Origin of the sequence: Lysinibacillus sp. NPDC093216 (genome assembly GCF_050280325.1) — a bacterium.
GTDB lineage: Bacteria > Bacillota > Bacilli > Bacillales_A > Planococcaceae > Lysinibacillus.
The window spans coordinates 184,723-204,965 of record NZ_JBNNVB010000006.1 but is presented as its reverse complement, the minus strand read 5'-3'; the positions used below and the strand labels follow the sequence as shown (position 1 = coordinate 204,965).

At 38.1% G+C, this 20,243-nt stretch carries 23 protein-coding genes; 16 read left to right on the top strand and 7 right to left on the bottom strand.

From position 1 onward, the window contains the following. The 3 genes from ACQKOG_RS09870 to ACQKOG_RS09860 form a co-directional block, all read left to right on the top strand. Positions 1-217, top strand: a 217-nt coding sequence (locus tag ACQKOG_RS09870) for a hypothetical protein (RefSeq protein WP_427446218.1), incomplete at its 5' end; no start/stop codon positions are given. Between the two features lie 86 nt (positions 218-303). Then, positions 304-1,206 (top strand): S66 peptidase family protein, encoded by a 903-nt coding sequence (locus tag ACQKOG_RS09865; protein WP_427446216.1) that lies wholly within the window; start codon positions 304-306, stop codon positions 1,204-1,206. Positions 1,207-1,257: 51 nt separating this feature from the next. Next, the gene (locus ACQKOG_RS09860; protein ID WP_370081017.1) at positions 1,258-1,659 is read left to right on the top strand and encodes a cytidine deaminase; all 402 of its coding nucleotides are present in this window, start codon (positions 1,258-1,260) and stop codon (positions 1,657-1,659) included. Positions 1,660-1,754: 95 nt separating this feature from the next. Here ACQKOG_RS09860 and ACQKOG_RS09855 read toward each other — a convergent pair whose 3' ends face one another. Then, the gene (locus ACQKOG_RS09855; protein WP_370081015.1) at positions 1,755-3,341 is read right to left on the bottom strand and encodes a catalase; all 1,587 of its coding nucleotides are present in this window, start codon (positions 3,339-3,341) and stop codon (positions 1,755-1,757) included. Between the two features lie 260 nt (positions 3,342-3,601). Here ACQKOG_RS09855 and ACQKOG_RS09850 point away from each other — a divergent pair, with 260 nt between their 5' ends. The 6 genes from ACQKOG_RS09850 to ACQKOG_RS09825 all read left to right on the top strand — a co-directional run bounded on the left by ACQKOG_RS09850 (position 3,602) and on the right by ACQKOG_RS09825 (position 7,943). Then, entirely contained in the window at positions 3,602-3,754 is a 153-nt protein-coding gene (locus tag ACQKOG_RS09850) for a hypothetical protein (RefSeq protein ID WP_370081013.1), read from the top strand. Between the two features lie 60 nt (positions 3,755-3,814). Then, positions 3,815-3,982, top strand: a complete 168-nt coding sequence (locus ACQKOG_RS09845; protein ID WP_199777815.1) for a hypothetical protein — start codon at positions 3,815-3,817, stop codon at positions 3,980-3,982. A 375-nt stretch (positions 3,983-4,357) separates the two neighbouring features. Continuing rightward, on the top strand, positions 4,358-5,365 hold the full coding sequence (locus tag ACQKOG_RS09840; RefSeq protein ID WP_370081011.1) for a medium chain dehydrogenase/reductase family protein: 1,008 nt from the start codon (positions 4,358-4,360) through the stop codon (positions 5,363-5,365). Between the two features lie 16 nt (positions 5,366-5,381). Further along, complete coding sequence (locus tag ACQKOG_RS09835) at positions 5,382-5,795, top strand: MerR family transcriptional regulator (protein ID WP_370081009.1); 414 nt, start codon at positions 5,382-5,384, stop codon at positions 5,793-5,795. 461 nt (positions 5,796-6,256) lie between these two features. Next, on the top strand, positions 6,257-6,859 hold the full coding sequence (locus tag ACQKOG_RS09830; RefSeq protein WP_370081007.1) for a hypothetical protein: 603 nt from the start codon (positions 6,257-6,259) through the stop codon (positions 6,857-6,859). 418 nt (positions 6,860-7,277) lie between these two features. Continuing rightward, positions 7,278-7,943 carry a hypothetical protein gene (locus ACQKOG_RS09825; protein ID WP_427446212.1) on the top strand — a complete coding sequence of 222 codons (666 nt, stop codon included), beginning with the start codon at positions 7,278-7,280 and terminating at the stop codon, positions 7,941-7,943. Positions 7,944-8,060: 117 nt separating this feature from the next. Here the strand turns inward: ACQKOG_RS09825 and ACQKOG_RS09820 are convergent, their stop codons facing one another. Further along, complete coding sequence (locus ACQKOG_RS09820) at positions 8,061-8,570, bottom strand: hypothetical protein (protein ID WP_427446210.1); 510 nt, start codon at positions 8,568-8,570, stop codon at positions 8,061-8,063. A 15-nt stretch (positions 8,571-8,585) separates the two neighbouring features. Next, positions 8,586-9,275: a B3/B4 domain-containing protein gene (locus ACQKOG_RS09815; RefSeq protein ID WP_427446208.1), complete on the bottom strand. Its 690-nt coding sequence runs from the start codon at positions 9,273-9,275 to the stop codon at positions 8,586-8,588. Positions 9,276-9,334: 59 nt separating this feature from the next. Here ACQKOG_RS09815 and queG point away from each other — a divergent pair, with 59 nt between their 5' ends. Together queG and trmL are read left to right on the top strand one after the other, a co-directional pair. Then, positions 9,335-10,465 (top strand): tRNA epoxyqueuosine(34) reductase QueG, encoded by a 1,131-nt coding sequence (gene queG / locus ACQKOG_RS09810; protein WP_427446206.1) that lies wholly within the window; start codon positions 9,335-9,337, stop codon positions 10,463-10,465. Between the two features lie 14 nt (positions 10,466-10,479). After that, on the top strand, positions 10,480-10,953 hold the full coding sequence (trmL, locus tag ACQKOG_RS09805) for a tRNA (uridine(34)/cytosine(34)/5-carboxymethylaminomethyluridine(34)-2'-O)-methyltransferase TrmL (protein ID WP_053485736.1): 474 nt from the start codon (positions 10,480-10,482) through the stop codon (positions 10,951-10,953). A 624-nt stretch (positions 10,954-11,577) separates the two neighbouring features. Here the strand turns inward: trmL and ACQKOG_RS09800 are convergent. Next, positions 11,578-12,423 (bottom strand): VOC family protein, encoded by an 846-nt coding sequence (locus ACQKOG_RS09800; protein WP_370080988.1) that lies wholly within the window; start codon positions 12,421-12,423, stop codon positions 11,578-11,580. A 157-nt stretch (positions 12,424-12,580) separates the two neighbouring features. Between ACQKOG_RS09800 and ACQKOG_RS09795 the strand changes: the two genes are divergently transcribed. The 3 genes from ACQKOG_RS09795 (at position 12,581) to ACQKOG_RS09785 (ending at position 14,112) form a co-directional block, all read left to right on the top strand. Then, on the top strand, positions 12,581-12,724 hold the full coding sequence (locus ACQKOG_RS09795) for a hypothetical protein (protein WP_427446204.1): 144 nt from the start codon (positions 12,581-12,583) through the stop codon (positions 12,722-12,724). Positions 12,725-13,020: 296 nt separating this feature from the next. Further along, positions 13,021-13,197 carry a hypothetical protein gene (locus ACQKOG_RS09790; RefSeq protein WP_370080984.1) on the top strand — a complete coding sequence of 59 codons (177 nt, stop codon included), beginning with the start codon at positions 13,021-13,023 and terminating at the stop codon, positions 13,195-13,197. Positions 13,198-13,281: 84 nt separating this feature from the next. Next, positions 13,282-14,112, top strand: coding sequence for an aldo/keto reductase (locus ACQKOG_RS09785; protein WP_415733013.1), 831 nt, complete (start codon positions 13,282-13,284; stop codon positions 14,110-14,112). A gap of 51 nt (positions 14,113-14,163) precedes the next feature. On the opposite strand, the gene ACQKOG_RS09780 is transcribed toward ACQKOG_RS09785, so the two are convergent. The 3 genes from ACQKOG_RS09780 to ACQKOG_RS09770 form a co-directional block, all read right to left on the bottom strand. After that, on the bottom strand, positions 14,164-16,326 hold the full coding sequence (locus tag ACQKOG_RS09780) for a 5'-nucleotidase C-terminal domain-containing protein (RefSeq protein ID WP_427446202.1): 2,163 nt from the start codon (positions 16,324-16,326) through the stop codon (positions 14,164-14,166). 327 nt (positions 16,327-16,653) lie between these two features. Beyond that, positions 16,654-17,493 carry an RluA family pseudouridine synthase gene (locus ACQKOG_RS09775; RefSeq protein WP_370080978.1) on the bottom strand — a complete coding sequence of 280 codons (840 nt, stop codon included), beginning with the start codon at positions 17,491-17,493 and terminating at the stop codon, positions 16,654-16,656. 55 nt (positions 17,494-17,548) lie between these two features. Continuing rightward, a complete protein-coding gene (locus ACQKOG_RS09770) occupies positions 17,549-17,974 on the bottom strand; it encodes a disulfide oxidoreductase (protein WP_370080976.1) in 426 nt (141 codons plus the stop codon). A gap of 443 nt (positions 17,975-18,417) precedes the next feature. Here ACQKOG_RS09770 and ACQKOG_RS09765 point away from each other — a divergent pair, with 443 nt between their 5' ends. Together ACQKOG_RS09765 and ACQKOG_RS09760 are read left to right on the top strand one after the other, a co-directional pair. Continuing rightward, positions 18,418-19,533, top strand: a complete 1,116-nt coding sequence (locus ACQKOG_RS09765; protein WP_370080974.1) for a GAF domain-containing sensor histidine kinase — start codon at positions 18,418-18,420, stop codon at positions 19,531-19,533. Positions 19,534-19,544: 11 nt separating this feature from the next. Next, positions 19,545-20,192 (top strand): response regulator, encoded by a 648-nt coding sequence (locus ACQKOG_RS09760; RefSeq protein WP_370080973.1) that lies wholly within the window; start codon positions 19,545-19,547, stop codon positions 20,190-20,192. The last annotated feature ends 51 nt before the right edge of the window (positions 20,193-20,243 follow it).

The window sequence follows — 20,243 nt, the reverse complement described above, 5'->3', positions numbered from 1 at the left end:
GACGGATAGGAGAGCCAAAGCGGCGGAAAGAACAGCCAAAGTCGTGGATAGAAACGTCAAGATGGCAGATAGAACAGTCAAAGTCGTGGATAGAAACGTCAAAATGGCGGAAAGAACAGCCAAAGTCGTGGATAGAGCCGTCAAAGCGGCGGAAAGTAGAGCCATCAGAGTGACGGAAAGAATCACCAAAGCGACGGACATTCATCCGGAAATTTAAATTTTATCAAAACTAACTTCGCTATGAATCAATGCTACAATATTATCTATATGCTAGAATAAGAAAAAACTATAGGAGGGGTTAGGGTGAAAAGCACCGTACCACATTTACAAAAGGGCGATACAGTAGGTCTTGTGGCTTTATCTAGTCCAGCACAGCTCGAAAAGCTAGGAGATGCTATAGCCTTTCTTGAAGAATTAGGGCTTAACTATATAATTGGGGATACCATTCAGGCAAAGCACGATTACCTAGCAGGTAGTGATGAAGATCGTCTGGATGATTTTCATGAAATGGTGAGAAATCCAGAGGTGAAGGCAATTTTTTGTGCTAAGGGGGGCTATGGCTCTGCACGCATTGCGGAAAAGATTGACTACGGACTACTTGAGGAAAATCCAAAAATTTTCTGGGGCTTCTCTGATCTTACATATTTACATTGCGCGATTAACGAATATGCTAATTTAGTGACGTTTCACGGACCGCTACTGATGTCTGTAGGAAGAATAGATGATATATCAAAGAAGATGTTTTTACAGCTATTTTCACCGATGGAATTACAGTATACAGAGGATATTTCCCCATTAACAACGATTGCACCTGGTGTAGCTCGCGGTGAGATTATTGGCGGAAATTTACGTCGTCTTGTTAACACATTGGGTACAAAATTTGAAGTTAGCACGGAAGGTCGCATTTTATTGATTGAGGAGCTTGGAGAATCTATCCCAAAAATCGATTCGATGCTGCAGCAATTAAAGCAGGCGAGAAAGCTTGAGCAGTTAGCCGGTGTTGTTATCGGTTCCTTTACACAAACAGAAGCGGATGAAGCTGCGCTATTTACTTTAGTGAAGGATTATTTTGCAGATTTAGGCGTTCCGGTTGTAGCAGGCTTTAAAATTGGCCATGATTCAACGAATATTGCTATACCATTAGGTGTAGATGCTATTTTAGATGCACAGGAAAAGGTACTAAAGATTTTGCCTGGTGTGCATTAAAAAGAAGCATTTTATGTTATGTTAAATTGATTAAAAACAGGGGGAAAGAAGATGAATATTGAGCGAAAATTATATCAGTCGGTGGTAGAATTGATCGAAAAAAGATATCCTTCTGGTTGGGGTGGTGCTGCAGCAATGTATACTGAAGATGGTCAGATTTTAACGAGCGTAGCACCAGACGTTATTAATGCCTCTACTGAATTGTGCATGGAAACCGGTGCAATACTTGAAGCGCATAAACTTAATACGAAGGTTACTCATAGTATTTGTATTGCCAGAGAAAACGAAAATTCAGTATTTACTGTGTTAACTCCTTGTGGTGTATGTCAAGAAAGGCTTTTTTACTGGGGCGAAAATGTAAAAGCGGCTATCACTAATCCGAATGGTGAATTGATATTTAAAACACTGAAAGAAATACAACCATATCATTGGTATAAAGCATACGAAAAATAATTAAAAAGTTCTTTTCTATTGTAATGAAGAATAACTTCTGTCACTAAAAAAAGACATTACATATTTGTTGTGAAAATATGTAATGTCTTTTTGATTTAATAAGGCTCTGCGCCATGACCTTTATCTACAGCTTTTTGAGGTGCTTCATCACCAGCAATATTGCCAAGTGGCTTTGATGAAGAAGAATCGTTTCGAGCTTTTTGTAAACCTTCTTTTAACAAACGACCGTATTCTTCATCTGCTTCTTGTGCTAATGCAATCATCGCTTCTTGAATGGCTATATGACAGACTGCTAAATCACGAATTAAGTTTTCAAGCAGCTCATCTCGCTCCCATTGTTCAAAATTGCGATATGTTTCGCCAGCTTGCTTCGTATTACTTTGACGATCAATTGATTCTCGAACGAGATTACCTTCCACGAGTGGTGTATATTCTTTAGCCGCTTGAGTAGCTTCCTTTAAACCATTTAACATCGAAGGCTCATAGTTAATATGAGGATTTTGTCCAGGAGCTAAATCACGCTTATACATCATTTGACCACCATTCTGATTGGTTGCCACTCGTTTTTTAGGAGCATTGATAGGGAGTTGTAAATAGTTTGCACCTACACGATGACGCTGTGTATCGGAATAAGAGAAGGTACGACCTTGTAGCATTTTATCGTCCGAGAAATCCAATCCGTCCACAAGCACACCTGTGCCGAATGTAGCCTGTTCAACCTCAGCAAAATAATCTTCTGGATTTTTATTTAGCACCATCTTACCAACTGGATACCATGGGAATTGATCATTAGGCCAAAGCTTCGTATCATCTAATGGATCAAAATCAAGCTCTGGATGTGGACCATCCTCCATAATTTGGACGTTAAGCTCCCATTCAGGATAATCACCATTTTTAATGGCATCATATAAATCTTGTGTGGCATGATTGAAATTTTTCATTTGGATTTCTTCTGCTTCTTTTTGTGTTAAGTTTTTAATGCCTTGTAAAGGTTCCCAATGATATTTTACAAGGACCGCTTTGCCTTCATTATTGACCCATTTATACGTATTAACGCCGGAGCCTTGCATCATTCGATAATTAGCAGGAATACCCCATGGTGAATAAACGAATGTCACCATATGGAAGGATTCTGGTGAGCTTGCACAGAAATCAAAAAAACGCTCAACGTCTTGAATATTTGTAATGGGATCAGGCTTAAAGGCGTGAATCATATCAGGGAATTTCATAGCATCACGGATAAAGAAGATCTTTAAATTATTGCCGACTAAATCCCAGTTACCATCCTCAGTATAGAATTTTACAGCAAAGCCTCGTGGATCACGTAATGTCTCTGGTGAATGACCACCATGAATAACTGTTGAAAAGCGCACAAAAACAGGCGTCTGTTTCCCTTTATCCTGAAATACTTTAGCCCTTGTATACTTAGAAATAGGATCATCCCCGACAACACCATATGTCTCAAAATAGCCATGTGCCCCTGCACCTCGCGCATGAACAACACGCTCAGGAATTCTTTCACGGTCAAAGTGACTTATTTTTTCTATAAAATCATAGTTTTCCAGGGTTGCAGGTCCTCGATTACTGACAGTACGTATATTTTGATTGTTAGTAATAGGGTGTCCCTGTCGATTTGTCAAAGTCATGTCATGCTCGTTTGTTGAATCATGTTGGTTTGTCATTGTTTAACCCCTTTCTTTGGATATAGTCATTCTGTCCATGCTAGGGGAGAACTAGACATTAAAAACCCTCTTACATGTGATACCTTTATGGTTTTTTAGATTCCTTCTAAAGATTATTGTCGAAATATGCTTTAAAATCAGAAAATATTGATTTGACTGTTTTGAAATTCTTGTTAGTATTTATGATATATGGAGATTACAGCTACATTTTTACTTTAGTTACTGTAGGCTTTGATAATTACTTTTAAGGGGTGTAAATTGTGTCGACAATATTCGTGTTTTCAATTGCTATGTTGGGATTAGGTTTAGCAATTTATACAGCCTCACAAACTGATGTTTTAAAGAGAAAGATATTGCAATTAGAAAAAGAGATAAAGGAATTAAAAGATAGAATTAAAAAGAGTGAAAGTTAACACTCTTTTTTTGCTTATTATTAAGAGAGTGTATAGAAGACTTAAAAAAGGAGATAGAAAATGCTACATAATGGATTAAAATATGTTGGGTTTTTAATCATGTTAATTTTCGGCGGAGTCTTTTTGTTAAGATGGTTTCTTCATGATGAATTATTATTGGATCAATTAATTGCCTTTGCAATAGGCTTTATTTTCTACGTTACTTCTTTATTCGTTAAAGCAAAATGATGCACTTTGTTTTAAACTAAAAAGCTCTCCTACACACAAGATGTAAGAGAGCTATTGGATGGCGTTTTCAAATAATTATCAAGTAGTTTGAGTATGGCCATTGCTTATAGTTGGTTATTAGTCATTGGTCATACAGTAACAGGTAACTTGTCATTGGTTTTGTTTAAGTTAGCTCCAAAAAGCTAGTTTTGAAAACAGCACATCCAATTCGATATGAAGTCTCATCGACTCCATAAATCTATTGTATACAGTTTCAGGGAAATCGTCTATGCAATAAAACTTTAAACCTTGGCTGATGCAAAATAGATTCCTTGACTTAGAGTTTACTCTAACAAATATAATACAAACATCTTTATTGAGAGGAGATGTTTTGATTTGAATACACGAGTAATTGTAACTCGATACGGAGGACCTCAGGTTATTGATGTGATAGAGGAGCCCCTACGAAAACCTGAAAGGGGAGAAATTCGAGTTAAGGTTCAAGCAGCAGGGGTTGCACTTGCGGATATTATGAGAAGAGAGGGTAAATATCCGCTATCTCCTATACCTCCCTTTACTCCAGGATACGATGCTATTGGGATTGTTGACGAGTTGGGAGAAGGCGTGCAAAAATATTTGATAGGGGATAAGGTAGCCGTCTTTTTTAACGGAACGGGTGGCTATGCATCTTATGTGTACGCGATGGATGATGAGGTTGTCGGGATTCCTGCTCACATCGATTCCGTAACGGCGGTTGCTGTGATCTTAAATTATGTAACAGCCTATCAAATGCTTCACCGGGTTGCAAAGGTAGCTGAGGGAGAACGTATCCTTATTCACGGGGCAAGTGGAGGGGTTGGTACTGCATTGCTTGAGCTTGGAAAGTTAGCGAAATTAGACATGTATGGCACGGCTTCCTTGGCTAAACATTCAATTGTATCCCAATTCGGCGCCGTGCCGATTGACTATCGAAACGAAGATTTTGTAGATACTCTTCGTAATAAGGCTCCTGAAGGTATGGATGTTGTATTTGATCCAATAGGAGGCCAGAATTATGAGCGTTCGATGAATACCTTAAGCAACAATGGCCGTTTCATAGGTTACGGCTATACCTCGATTCTTCAGCAAGGAGATTCAGAAGAATGGACCAAAGAGTGGGAAAGTTTGGCTGAAAATCGAACTACAGGGAAAGGCAATCCTGTCTATCTTTACTCTATAACCTCATTAAAAAAAGAAAAGTTAGATTGGTTTAAGGAAGATGTTCGGTTCCTACTCTCATTGTTAGAGGAAGGGAAAATCAATCCCCTGATTTCTTACAGACTTCCTTTAAGGGAAGCGGCACATGCACAAGAATTGCTTGAAAAATCAATATCTGTAGGAAAGGTTGTTCTTATATGTGAATGAAAGGGGACAAAACCTAATGTACTCAATTGGTGAAATATCGAAATTAACAGGTATTTCTGCATATACACTTCGTTATTATGAAAAAATGGGTCTCTTACCTAATCCTTATCGTTTGGATGGGAAGCAAAACGGGATTCGGCAATATAATGATCAGGATCTTCGCTTTATCCAATTTATTTATGGATTAAAGCAAACAGGAATGAAGCTAAAGGATATTACTTTGTTTGCTGAAGATGGCTGTCTATTAACACAAAATGATCAACAAATAGAGGATATTCAGGAAATTTTACACAAACGGATTGAACTATTAAATAAACATGTTAATCTACTAGAGCAACAATTGGAGCAATTGGAAAACGTGATGACTCTTGCAAATGAGAAAAGAAGTTTTTACTTAGCTATGCTAAATGATCGACTTCCAAACCCGTAAAGACATTTTAACTTCTTCTAGGAGAAGTTAAGCTTCCGGCGGATATCACGGGATCAGAAAGGAGTTGTTAGCCTAAAATCATCGCATCCATGCGAAAACGGCTAATTGACCTGTATCGGTGGCACTGCCCCTATGTTTTCACACAAAAGACATCTATTGCTTCTGCTACGTTAGCACGGAGCTTTCGCAAAAAAATAGACTATCAAAAGCGTTTAGCCACTATTGGTTGAACGCTTTTTTATATGCATTAGATTTAGTTCAATATATAACAAGATCCTTTATTTTACTTAAAATGTCGAAAAATGACGAATAATAAAGGTGGAAATGTACACCTTATTTTGTCAGAATTGTAATAGGAGGAGATGATATAGTATTTTAGAAACTTTTTGTACTATAATTCTATTTCATTAAATCTAATAACGTATATTTTTAGCGATATGCATTCGGAGGGAATAAAGGTAATGAAGAAAGTTTTATTATTACTTCTAGCAGTTATGCTAGTTGGATGTTCTGGAGAAGGAACAGAGAAGAAAAAAGAGGCAGATGTAAAAAAAGAAGAGGTCGTTACAGTAAAATTTGAAGAAGTCGATACTGAATCAAAAGCTACAGTTGAAAAGTTTGCCAAAGAATACAATGAAAAGCTTACTTTATTTAAACAGGTTCAACCTATAGGATTAGACATGATTCCAGAACCTGTAACGAATGAACTTAATGATTTCTCACAAGTTCTATTGGAAGCTGATTTTAAAGAATATAAGGGCCATTACAAATTAGTTGCTAAATACAATAAGGATAAAAAAATAATTGGATATAATCTTTCTGTTCAAGGACTCCCTGAAAAAGAAGTAAATGATGAGGGAGATGAATGGGCAGAAGGGATGACTTCAGCTGTAATAGTTGCTCAAACACTAGGATTAGATTTGGGTAAATTCACCGAATCATTAGCTAAAGCTGAAGGAAATAGAGACACTGATTCTTATACTGATTCTACATATAAGGTAACTAATCTTTGTACTGAGGTCGATGCAGGAAAGTTTGAATTTAAATTTGAATTAACTAAGTAGAACAAAAAGCATCTCTAATGAACTACATCTCAATTGTGTCTAACAATTGCAATGCAGATCAAGAGATGCTTTTTTGCTTTGTTTTATTTATTTTAATTGATTTAGAGCTATACAAGTCTTTTTTGCTTATTAATAGGCTTGAGAAGCGATGAAACCTCGGCTTGTCTTTTGTATTTGCTTTTGTGTAATTGAGATTTTAAAAATTGGTATTCTATATATTATTATTCCATAAAACCTTAATTTTACACAAAATGTCGAAAAATGTTGAAAGAAAGGGTGGAAACAGAAACTTTATTTTGTCAGAATTATAATAGGATGATGCAATATAGTAATTTAAGTATTTTTTGCACTGAATTCTATTTCATTGAATCTAGTAACGTATATTTTTATTGATATACATTCGGAGGGAATAAAGGTAATGAAGAAAGTTTTATTATTACTTCTAGCAGTTATGCTAGTTGGATGTTCTGGAGAAGGAACAGAGAAGAAAAAAGAGGCAGATGTAAAAAAAGATCAGGAAACAAAAGAAGCGGTCGTAAAGGAGGGGAAAGTCGTTCCAGTAAAATTTGAAGAGGTTGATCCTGAATCAAAGGCTGCGGTAGAAAAGTTTGTTAAAAAATACAATGTCAGAGCTGATATATATAAACAGAATCCAGTAAACGGAATTGTAATAGCGAAAATGCCAGAACCAATAACTAGTGAATTGAATAAAGAGGAAAATATTTTCTCACAAATCTTATTGGATACTGATTTTAAAAAACATAAGGGTCATTATAAAATAGACGCTAAATATAATGAGGATAAAAAAATAATTGGATATAATATTTTTATAGAAGGAATCCCCGCAACCGAATTAAATGAAGCTGAAAATGGAGGAGAATGGGCAGAAGGAATTATATCCGCTATGTCAATTGCTGATGCACTAGGATTGAATATAGATAAATTTGACGAAGAAAGTGATATTGCTTTTGACGAGGATAAAGCTTATACATATACTGATCCTAACACTAAGACTAATGTAACTTTTCTGTTTGCTGATTGGGATATAGGGAAATTTGAAATTAAATATGATTTAAGTAAGTAGAACAAAAAGCATCCCAAAGCTGCACTCCGAATTGTTAAACACAATTGGAGGTACAGCTCAAAAAGGATGCTTTTTTATTGTATTTCATTTTAGAAATAATAGCCTTGATGCTTGAGATTAGAAATAACGAGAATCATCAAAATTAATTTCAACACGATAATTCTTCGCATTGATCAGATTCGATAATTTATGGGCATCTTTTTCTAGTTTAATAGCACGTTCGCGGTACTCATCTGGCTCATACATAGCAATTTCATAAAGCATTGTATTTTCACCATAACCCATGCGTACACTCTCTTTTTCATGCATACTAAACTGTTTGCACAGTTCAGCATCTGCGCGGAGCTGTGTTGCGAGCTCAATCGCTTCAACTAATGCTAGTTTTTCACCTTTAAAGTCCACGGAGCTTTTTATATTAGCTTCATATACTAAACGATCCAATGTACGAACATCGAGACGTACTTGAGCTAAGTCAGCTTCAATTACCTTCATTGCACGATTACTTGTTTTGGGTGCTTGTCCTTTTTCAACAGTTACAAAAGCGCTACGATGTAATTCGCCAACGAGCTCTTGAACTTTTTTTGCTAAAATACTTTTTAGCTTAACGGCTTCTGCAAGATTAATCATGAAAACACATCCTTTTTACAGTGTAGTAGATGGTGCTGCGCTTGTTAATAAGGCCATTTTATAATCGCCGCCATGAATTTGATTAAACATCTTACCGGCAGATGCAAGAAGCTCTTCCGCACTTTCTTCTGACAATGATGGGCGGAGGTAGAAGATATGTAAAGCATCGGTCGTTTCCTCTGAAACAGACGTACGTTTAGAATCGACAAATGGTGACCCAAATGCTCCTTCAGCATCATAGCTATTAAGGATATTTTTTAATGCATTAAAACGACCATTTAAGCCCTCATAGCCAGTTTCCTCATTGCCAAGTGCGATTTCTATATTTCCTTTTAGTTTAGCTACATCATATAATCCTACTGGAATCTCATATTGGAGGGAGAAGAAATTATTTAAATCAACACCAGAGTGAAGTGGTGTTAAATAATTTTGCTTACTAATTCGGCGCATTAAACTTTCTGCTGAGTGGCGATAGCGGTTCGGATCTGCACCAAGCTTTTTCCATAGTTGTCGCCATTCTGCAATACCCTCTCGTTGCGTTACAGGATTATCTTGCATTTCTAAAAAGAGATTTTCCTGATACAATTGCATGCGACCTTTAATCATTTGAGGAGATTCTGCAACGACAATTTTGGTATAATGAATAATGCCGATTTTAAGCTCGGGATGTTGTGTCAATAGAGATTGATTAATTGAAATGTCCATAAAACATCACCTACTTTATCTATTTCTATTATTGTACCATGTAAGGAGTTGGAAATGAAATGAACATACATGACCTACAACGTGAATTTGTGGCGTATGCAATGTCCATTGGTGTAGATAAAATTGGCTTTACAACAGCAGCTCCATTTACAGAATTAAAAAATAGACTGCGCCGTCAGCAAGAGCTTGGCTATCAGTCTGGCTTTGAAGAAAGTGATATAGAAAAACGTACCGAGCCCCTACAATTGTTAGAAGGAGCAGAGAGCATTGTGGCGATAGCTGTCGCATATCCGTCGCGTATGCAAAATGCACCTGTTGGCAAGAAGGGAGCAAGACGCGGGATTTTTTGCCGTGCTTCCTGGGGGATCGATTATCATACAGCATTACGTGAGCGATTGAAATTATTATCAGCCTGGCTTGAGGAACGCATAGAAGGTGTTCGTATTGAATCAATGGTGGATACGGGTGCACTTGTCGATAGGGCAGTTGCGGAACGTGCAGGGATAGGTTGGAGCGGAAAAAACTGCTCGATCATTACGCCTGAGTTCGGTTCCTATGTATATTTAGGAGAGCTAATCACGAATATCCCTTTTGCTCCGGATAAGCCAATGGAGGATGAATGCGGGGATTGCCGCTTATGTTTAGATGTTTGTCCAACCGGTGCGTTAATCGAGGGAGGACAGCTAGACTCTCAACGTTGTATAGCCTTTTTAACACAAACTAAGGGAATGCTACCTGATGAGTTTCGTACTCATATTGGTAATCGTTTGTATGGCTGCGATACATGCCAGACCGTATGCCCAAAGAATAAAGGAAAGATTAACTGGATGCATGAGGAGTTCAAACCTGATCCAGAGCTTGCAAAGCCATTACTTGTGCCACTTTTAACAATTTCAAATCGTGACTTTAAAGAAAAGTTTGGCCATGTTTCTGGTTCATGGCGAGGGAAAAAGCCAATTCAACGCAATGCTATTTTGGCACTTGCTCACTTTAAAGAAGAAGCTGCGATCCCAGATTTAGTAGCACTTCTTGAAAAGGATGAACGACCTGTTATTCGAGGAACTGCAGCATGGGCTTTAGGCAAGATAGGCGGGGAGCAGGCCCAATCTGCATTACTCAAGGCAAACGCACAAGAACAAGACGAGGAAGTGCTCGTTGAAATTAATAAAGGTTTACAATTTTTTAGTTAAGGAAGTGTACCGTTATGCCATTGCATATCGTTTTATATCAACCAGAAATTCCAGCAAATACAGGAAATATTGCACGCACATGTGCTGGCACAAATACGTCACTACATTTAATTCGTCCTCTTGGTTTTTCCACAGACGATAAAATGCTAAAACGTGCCGGCTTAGATTATTGGCATAGTGTCAATGTCGTGTATCACGATTCGCTAGAGGATTTTTTAGAGGCATCCAAAAATGGCGACGTTTATTTAATTGAGACCTATAGTGAAGAACCATTTACGACACATGATTTTAGTGATAAAGATCGAGATATTTACTTCATGTTTGGCAAAGAAACGACTGGCTTGCCAAAGGATTTTGCGTATGAGCGTCGAGATATGTGCTTACGAATTCCACAGAGTGAGCATGTTCGTTCACTCAATCTATCGAATACAGCAGCAATAGTTATTTATGAGGCATTACGTCAACAAGGATATCCAGGGTTACATTAAAAAAGCAGTTCTCCTTTTATGGAGAACTGCTTTTGCTTTTTTGTAAGACGTGAAGGGATTCGAAAAGGGATGGTTAGAACTCCGTAAGCGACGGAAAGACCGTCAAGTGACGGAAAGCCCGTCAGGCGACGGAAAGAACCCGTCAAGCGACGGAAAGCACCTCGCGAGCGACGGATACAACCCGTCAGGCGATGGAAAGAACTCCTCAAGCGACGGATTGCTCGTCAAGCGACGGAAAGAACCTCGCAAGCGACGGATAAAACCTGTCAGGCGACGGAAAGAACTCCTCAAGCGACGGATTGCTCGTCAAGCGACGGAAAGAACCTCGCAAGTGACGGATAAAACCCGTCAGGCGACGGAAAGAACTCCTCAAGCGACGGATTGCTCGTCAAGCGACGGAAAGCACCTCGCGAGCGACGGATAAAGCCCGTCAAGCGACGGAAAGAACTCCTCAAGTGACGGATTGCTCGTCAAGCGACGGAAAGAACCCAGCAAACGACGGAAAGCACCTCGCGAGCGACGGATAAAACCCGTCAGGCGACGGATTGCTCGTCAAGCGACGGATAAAACCCGTCAAGTGACGGACACAATCCTCACCCCGACGGATAGTACGCCACATCACTCTTAAAATTTCAATAAAACAACGATACCTGATGGATCCTCTGTTTGGAAACCACCATCTATATCAATAACAGGTGCACCAATTGAACGGAGATTTTCTTTCATTGTTGCTGCTTGCTCTTCATTATCTAGACGCAGTGAAAATGTTTGTAAGCCAACCTGATTTTTACCAAGCTTTGGTGCGTTTTCAGAGTGCCAAGTGTTTAAACCAATATGATGATGATAGCGGCCAGTTGAGATGAATAAAGCTTGTGCTCCATAGCGAGTGACAATCTCAAATCCTAATCCTTTTGTATAAAACTCCTCTGCGGCAGCCAAATTAGAAACTGATAAATGAATATGTCCCATAACCGTATCAGCTGGTAGGCCATCCCATCTTCCATCGCCTTCCTCTAATATAGAATGGATTTTAAGAGGTTCGGTCACCATATGCACTTGGTCGAAATGCCAAGTCCATTCATTTTCAGGGCGATCCGCATAAACCTCAATACCATTATTATCAGGATCATTTAAATAAAGTGCTTCACTTACATCATGGTCAGATGCCCCGAAGTACACGCCCTTGTTATGGAAATGAGTAATAATATTTGCTAAATCACGACGAGTAGGCAGTAAAATTGCAAAGTGATAAAGTCCAGTTGTTAAGCTCGTTTTTTCTTCTACTGTTTCAGGTTGGACGATTGTCAATAATGCTGTTTTGCCATCAGCTGTTAGAGTTGCTCTATGAGATTCCTGATGTAAAACTTTAAAGCCAATGACCTCCTGATAATAAGTTAATGAACGTTGTATATCGCTCACTTTAATTTCAACATTAGTGACATATGTGTTAGGTTTTTCATGAAAATGCATAGTAATTTACCCCCGAATTTAAGTTATGATTGATTATCAAGTTACTTTATGTAAGTAAGTTTATTTTATAAAGTACAGATTGTCAAGTAATTATATTGTTCCAAAAAAAATGAGAAATAACCGAAGTGGCTCATCGGACGCCCCAGGAAGCTTTGCTATGCGCGAAAACGAAGCGTCAGCGACAATTGTTTTATCTGTGCGAAAGCGAAGCGACAGCAACATCAAAGCGCCCAGCCGTAACGGAAATCAACAACTCGTTTTTGCCGAAGAGCAAACTTTATCTAAAATGACTTTGCTGTAATAGTTTTAAACAAAAAAATCACTAAGCATATATTCATGCTTAGTGATTTTCTTGAGGTATTATTTGTCTGCTCTGTAATCGCCTTCATAACCAGCAGTGAAAATTGCAGTTAAGAACGCAACAGTTACACCAATAATTAATATTAAACTCATGGAAGAACCCTCCTCAGTTTATAAAGACATCTCTTTTTAGTATAGACTATCTACTATAAAAATGAAACGACATGGCGGAATAAAATATGTCAGAAATGGTTCAGAAATAACTATTTAGGGAAAACTATAAGAGAGGTGATGATAGTGGAAAAAAAGGTTCCAAATATCGAAAACGGTACAATGGCTAGAAATTTTAAAGATTTACAGGATTTGGGGAAGCAGATGGAGCATTTACGTGATGGTCAAGAGCTTGTAGAAGACAATCGAATTCCAGACCCTATCCAAGTAGATGATTATGAAGAGGAAGCGAAAGATCAATAAGATATTACCCCCGAAATTTTCCTTATATTTCTTAAAACCAATTTTTTGTATAATGGAACTAGGAAAAGAAAGGGGTTGTTATTCTTGAATTTACAATCAACAAAAACATTAGCAAATGGTGTGGAAATGCCTCGCTTTGGCTTAGGTGTTTATAAAATGACAGAGCGTGATGAGACTTTGCAGGCTATTGATAAAGCTGTTAAATATGGCTACCGAGCTATTGATACGGCTTCTCTTTATGGTAATGAGGCCGAGGTGGGCGAAGCTATTCGTCATTCAGGTGTTAAACGTGAGGATATTTTTGTGACGACAAAGGTTTGGAATAATGACCAAGGTTATGATGAAACATTACGAGCTTTTGAAGTTTCATTGAAAAAGTTAAATATGGACTATTTAGATTTATATTTAACGCATTGGGCAGTACCAGAAACATTTGAAGAAACGTATAGAGCAATTGAACGTTTATATGATGAAAAATTAATTCGTGCAACAGGTGTCTCAAATCACCATGAGCATCATCTACAAAAGCTTTTAGCTAAAGTAAATATAGCACCAATGGTCAATCAAGTAGAGGTGCATCCATATTTACAGCAGGACGCATTACGAGCATTTTGTAATGAGCATGGAGTTGCTGTTACGGCATGGTCTCCATTAGGCCGTGGCGGGGTACTTGATAATCCAACGATTATGGAAATTGGTCGTGAAATAGGGAAGACAGCTGCTCAAGTAGTGCTGCGTTGGCATTTGCAAAATGATACACTTATTATTCCTAAGTCTGTGACACCTAGTCGTATTGAGGAAAATGCACAGATTTTTGATTTTGAATTAACACTAGCTCAAATGGATAAAATAGCTACGTTAAATCGCAATGAACGATTTGGACAAGACCCAGATAACTTTAAATTTAATTTTTAGTGCAATAGAAATCCCGCTCTCTAATTTGAGAAGCGGGATTTTGTAAATTTATTATTTAGATTCTTTTACAAATGGAATATAGTTAGAAAGCATTTTTGCCATATGCGCACGTGTCGCGTTGTTACTAGGCATAAATTTGCCGTTTACGCCGCTAACAATCTTTAAGTCTTTCATAAGGGCAATAGCATTTTGAGTTTCAGCGTTGTATTGAGAAATATCACTGAAATCAGCTTTTAAACCAGTTTTTGCATCGTGTTGTAGGTTGTATGCACGAGCAAACATTAAGGAAAGTTGAGCACGAGTTATTTTTGTATTAGGATTGAATTTACCATTCACACCTTGTACAATTCCTGCTTCAGCAAGTGCTGTAATTTCTTTTTGTGTTGCAGGATTTACATTCGCAAGATCAGAGAATGTTGCTTGACCTTTTGCTTCAAGCTTTAAGGCACGTGCGATAAATGATGCAGCTTGTGCACGAGTTAAGTTTGCGTTTGGTGAATATGTTGTTGCTGAAGTACCGTTAGTTAAATCACGGTAATAAAGGTCACGAACAAAGCCTTCTGTTTCTGAACCTTTTGCGATATCTTTAAACGGAATTGTTGCGATAATACGTCCTTCTACTTTTGGATCAACTTTTTTCAGTGTATCTAAATGTTCAATAAACATTTCGTAGTCAATTGTACCAGGTTCACTTACACGGCCGTCCTCATAAACTTTTTTCAGTGTATCATAGCCGTCTCCACCTTTAGCAGTGAATGTATTTGTTGCCGCTTTATAATATGCTGCTTTATCAATCTCTTTACCATTTAATTTAATAGATTTTACACGTTTACCAGCTGGTGCTTTACCGTCAAATTCTACTTGTAAACCAGAGAAGTGTAGGAAGCCACCAGATTCTTTAGGGAACTCTTTCACACTATGTTCAACGATTTCATAAATTTCAGCACCTTTTAATTTTACGATACCAAGTGCATTACCGAATGGCATAACTGTCATAACCTCACCAACAGTAATATCTCCTGCATCAATACCAGCGCGGATACCACCACCATTTTGGAATGCAAATTGTACTTCAGGGTCAATTTTTTTAGCACCAGCAAGCATCCCATCAGTAATTAAGTTACCAAGGTTTGTTTCACCAGCACGAACACCCCAAAGATTACGACCGCCATTTAGTGGTGAAACAGCTGTATTACCTGTTGATTGATTTAATATTTTTGAAATTTTCTCTTTATATGGAGCTAAAAGTGCTGTAGCCTCTGCGTCAGCTTGGACATCTTTTAAAGCATGTAACTGACCGAAGTAGTCAACAACGGCACCATTATCGTCGAATGTTAGTTCTAATTCACCTAAATTTTCGCTATATTGGCCTGTTTGAACGATAATTGTAGGGTTCTTAAATGGTGTTTCAGCTTTCACAGGCTTGTCTAATTTTGTATGTGTATGACCACCTACGATTACATCAATGCCTTCTACAGCTTTCGCTAGTAATTGGTCATTATCCCAATCAGCGGAGTCATCGAAGCCAATATGAGTAACTGCGATAATTTTGTTAACACCTTGTTTTTCAAATTCTGTTACTGCTTTTTTCGCAGAGTCGATATAGTTTGCAAATTGGACGTTAGCAACGCTTGAAATGGTAGGTGTTTCTTCTGTTGTTAAGCCGAAAATACCTACTTGTTGTCCATCGATTTCTTTAATGATACCGTCATAAATTTTACCGTTTTTAAAGTCTTTTGTGACTGTTTTGAATTGTAAGCCATCGAATAAAGAATCTTTTGAAAAATCTAGATTGGATCCTAGTAATGGGAACTCTGCGCCCTTAACGAATTTAGCAAGTGCAGCATGTCCTTCTGGGCTTGATCCTAAATCGAACTCATGGTTACCAAAAGTCATGGCATCATAACCCATTAAGTTCATTAACTTCATATCAGTTTCCCCAGCAAATTCGTTAAAGTATAAAGTACCAGAGAAAACATCACCAGCATCTAAAAGAAGTGAGTTTGCATTTGCAGCACGAAGTTCTTTTACTTTTGTTGCACGCTTTGGAGCATCCTCAACGTGTGCATGCGTGTCATTTGAGTGTAGAATTGTTAATTTGAAATCATCTTTCTTAGCTGTTGGTGTTGCTTCCGCTGCATGTGCGGCAAAACCGGGTGTAGCTAGTAAACTAGCAGCTAGAGTTGTTGCTGCAATACTTTTAACCCATTTCATCAATAAATTCCCCCTCATATTAGTCAGATGACTGACAATTTAATCTAATTCTATCATGAAAGAAATCCACCGTCATTACCAATAATGGAAATGTATAATAAATTTACTGTAAAAAATAGATGAAAGAAATGTAAATATTATATTTATACTTTTTTGGGATTATAAGTAAATGGATTGAAGTAATAGCTCATCACCATAACGTGTTGTTGATTTCAACAAGTGTCATCCACAACTTTTGATGATGAGCGAAAGAAATAAAAAAGGCATACAAAAACTGCACTTTAAATTGTTAGCTTATGTGCAACAATTTAAAGTGCAGTACGATAATTACTGCTGATCCTTTACAACGATCACCTTATTTAAAAATGGATGCTCGAATTCCAATTGAATAGCATGGAGCTCATAGTCGTCACTTGCCGTTTCTCTTGCGCCATACATTGTATCTCCAATAATCGGATGACCGATATGTGCTAAATGTACGCGAATTTGATGTGTTCTTCCTGTTTCAAGAATTAGATGGACAACACAAGAGCTTTTATAGCGCGCTACAACTTCATAGTGTGTAACCGCATGCTGTCCAGTTTTTGAAACGACACGTCTTGTTGCATGATGTCGGTCTTTTCCGATTCCTTCAGAAATCGTGCCAGAAGTAGAGCGTAAATTCCCTTGCACTTCTGCAGCGTAAGTTCGAATAATGGATTTTTCCTCAATCATACGATCAAAGATTGATTTTGCTAAAGGATGTTTTGCTACAAGTAACAAACCTTGTGTTCCTTTATCTAAACGATGGACATGCTCCGCATAAGTGCCACCTTGCTCTTTAATATGAGCCATAACATGATTCATACAAGTGTGAGTATCACGTGCATCATTTGGATGTGTCGACATACCTTTTGGTTTAGAAACGATCAAACAATGGTCATCCTCATAGACGACATCAATTGCACAAACAGGTGTCGGTTGATAATTGGATGCCGGAATAGGAAATGTAAATTTTATTGTTGTGCCTATCTGTAGTGGGTCATTCCACTGAATTGGCTCTCCGTCCATTGTTGTGATAGCCTTCGCCATTCGTAATTCATGGACTAGCTTTTTACCGAGTCTCCAATGATTGCGTAATAGATCCTCGATTGTCAAATTATTCGTATTTATTTCATAGTGAAACATAAATCTTCCTCCGTAGAAAAGACCGTATTCCAAAATGTAGAACACGGCCTCATAATTATTTTGCTGTTTTAGCAGCCTTCATTACATAAAAGCTTGCCCCTGCAATTAAAATAAATGCAGTTAGCGCTAAAAATGGGATTGTGATAAAACCTAACCAGTTAATATATTGACCAGTACATGAAACAAGACCACAAGATGGTGCGGTATCAGCTAAAAAACTTAGCTTTTGAATACCATAATGGTAAAGTGATATACTGCCTCCCATAATGGCAAAAACAGCGGTTGTTACAGCAATACGTGCATTTTTTTGAATAAAGGCAATCGTTGTCATAATGACAATTGGATACATGAAAATTCGTTGGTACCAACACATTTTACAAGGTTCATAATGACGAATTTCAGAAAAGTATAAGGAACCCAGTGTTGCAACGACAGAGACAATCCAAATAAATAATAAGCCATTTTCCACTTTTTTAGACATGTAAATTCTCTCCTTAGTATAACCATGTACTTGTTCGATTATAGTTGTTCTAGTTTTATATGTAAATTAACTTACCCAAAATAAGGTATCATCACCAAAACGTGTGGTTGATTTCCGTTCCGACTGGGCGCTTTCCTGGGGCGTCCGATGAGCCGCTTAGGCCAACACGAGGTTGGTCACGAAGGCGTTTATCACAGGACGTGATGGTTTTAGCCTTCGTTCCTCTATTGCTGATCCCCAAGGAGTCGCCCAGCCTCCACTACAATCAACTTATTTACATAGTATACGTTTTAACAAAAGTCATCCACAACTTTTGGTGATGAACCAAAATAAGGTATATTCTTATGAAAAATTTCAGTCTAAAGTATGAACGGCTGAGGCAGACGTTCCAGACTTTGAAATGTTATCATTAAAATTAGTAATGCCAAAGAAGAGGTGTTTTTGTGAGGGACAATGATCATTCCAATATTGGTATTTTAAAAGAAATTGCAGAGTTATTAAACGAAGAAACTGAAATTGTGTCGATGCTAAAGGGAGCACTTGTGAAATTTTTAAATGGCACAAATTTTGAAACGGGCTGGATTTTTTTTATCGATGAAAAAGGGCGCTCAGAGCTTGTTGTCCATGTCAATTTACCAGAGGCACTGGAGCATAAAAATTGCCATTATTTAGAAAGGGGAGGCTGTTGGTGTGTTTCCCGCTATCGTAATGAGGAATTAAAGAAAGCCTCTAATATTATTGAATGTCAACGTATTGAAAGCGCCATTGCAGCAAATGTTGGTGATCACGAAGGCATTACACATCATGCAACAGTGCCGCTTCAATCTGGACAAGAGCGTTTTGGTGTCTTAAATGTTGCATCGAAGGATACCGTGCGTTTTTCAGAGGAAGAGCTAGCATTACTTGAATCGGTTGCATTTCAGATGGGGTCGGCCATTAAGCGTATTTTACTGACAAAGCAGGAGCAAGAAATGGCACTTGTGAAGGAGCGCAATCGTCTAGCTCGAGATTTACATGATTCCGTGAATCAGCTACTTTTTTCAGTTACATTAACGGCGAGAGCTGGTATTGAAATGACAAACGATAGTGATGTGAAGGAAACGTTTAAGGAGATTCAGCACTTAACACAGGATGCCTTAACAGAAATGCGTGCTCTTATTTGGCAACTCCGTCCAAAAGGATTAGAAAATGGTTTACTTGAAGCGATAAAAGTGTATGCTGAAATGCTTGGCTTGAAGCTTCATGTAACGGTCTCAGGTGTACTGCAATTCCCATCACGTATCGAAGAAACATTATTTCGGGTAGCCCAAGAAGCACTTAATAATGTTCGCCGTCATGCTGGTGTTCTGGAGGCTGCGCTTTATATTACGGTTACTTCTACAGATATTTTACTTGTTATTCGTGATGAGGGACGAGGCTTCGTCGTCGATCATAACACAAAGCTACTTTCGATAGGCTTGCAATCCATAAAGGATCGTGCAAAATCAGTTGGTGGAAAAGCTGACTGGGTTAGTGAAATTGGCAAAGGAACAGAGCTGTTAATCCGCTTGCCATATTAGGGGGGAAGAGTATGATACGTGTTTTAATCGCAGATGACCATCATGTAGTGCGTCGTGGATTATTATTTTTCTTAAAAACACAGAAAGATATAGAAGTTGTAGGAGAAGCGAAAAATGGCCTAGAGGCAGTAACTTTAGCGGAAAGTATACAGCCAGATATTATACTCATGGACTTGGTAATGCCTGAGATGGATGGGATTCAGGCAACGAAGCGCATTAAAGCTAAGTTTCCACAAATAGAAATTCTAATGCTGACAAGCTTTTCAGACCGTGATCATGTAGTGCCAGCAATGGAGGCAGGAGCTGCAGGCTATCAGTTGAAAGATATTGAACCTGATGAGTTGGTATTGTCCATTCGTCGTATTATGCGAGGCGAAAATACATTACATCCAGAAGCAACAACAACTCTTGAAATGGACCGTCAAGAATCAAAAAATGCACCTCATGTTTTAAACCCACTAACACCTCGTGAACAGGATGTGCTTGCAGAGCTTACAAAAGGGAAAAGTAATCGAGAAATTGCATCCTCTTTATTCGTTACAGAAAAAACGGTGAAAACTCATATTTCTAATATTTTCACGAAGCTACAAGTGCAGGATCGTACGCAGGCAGCCCTTTATGCTGTGAAGCACGGGTTAACAGAGGGTAGCGGTGTATAAAATATAAAAAAATAAGTAAAACGGCGAGTTCCTACAAATTGTAGTAGCCCG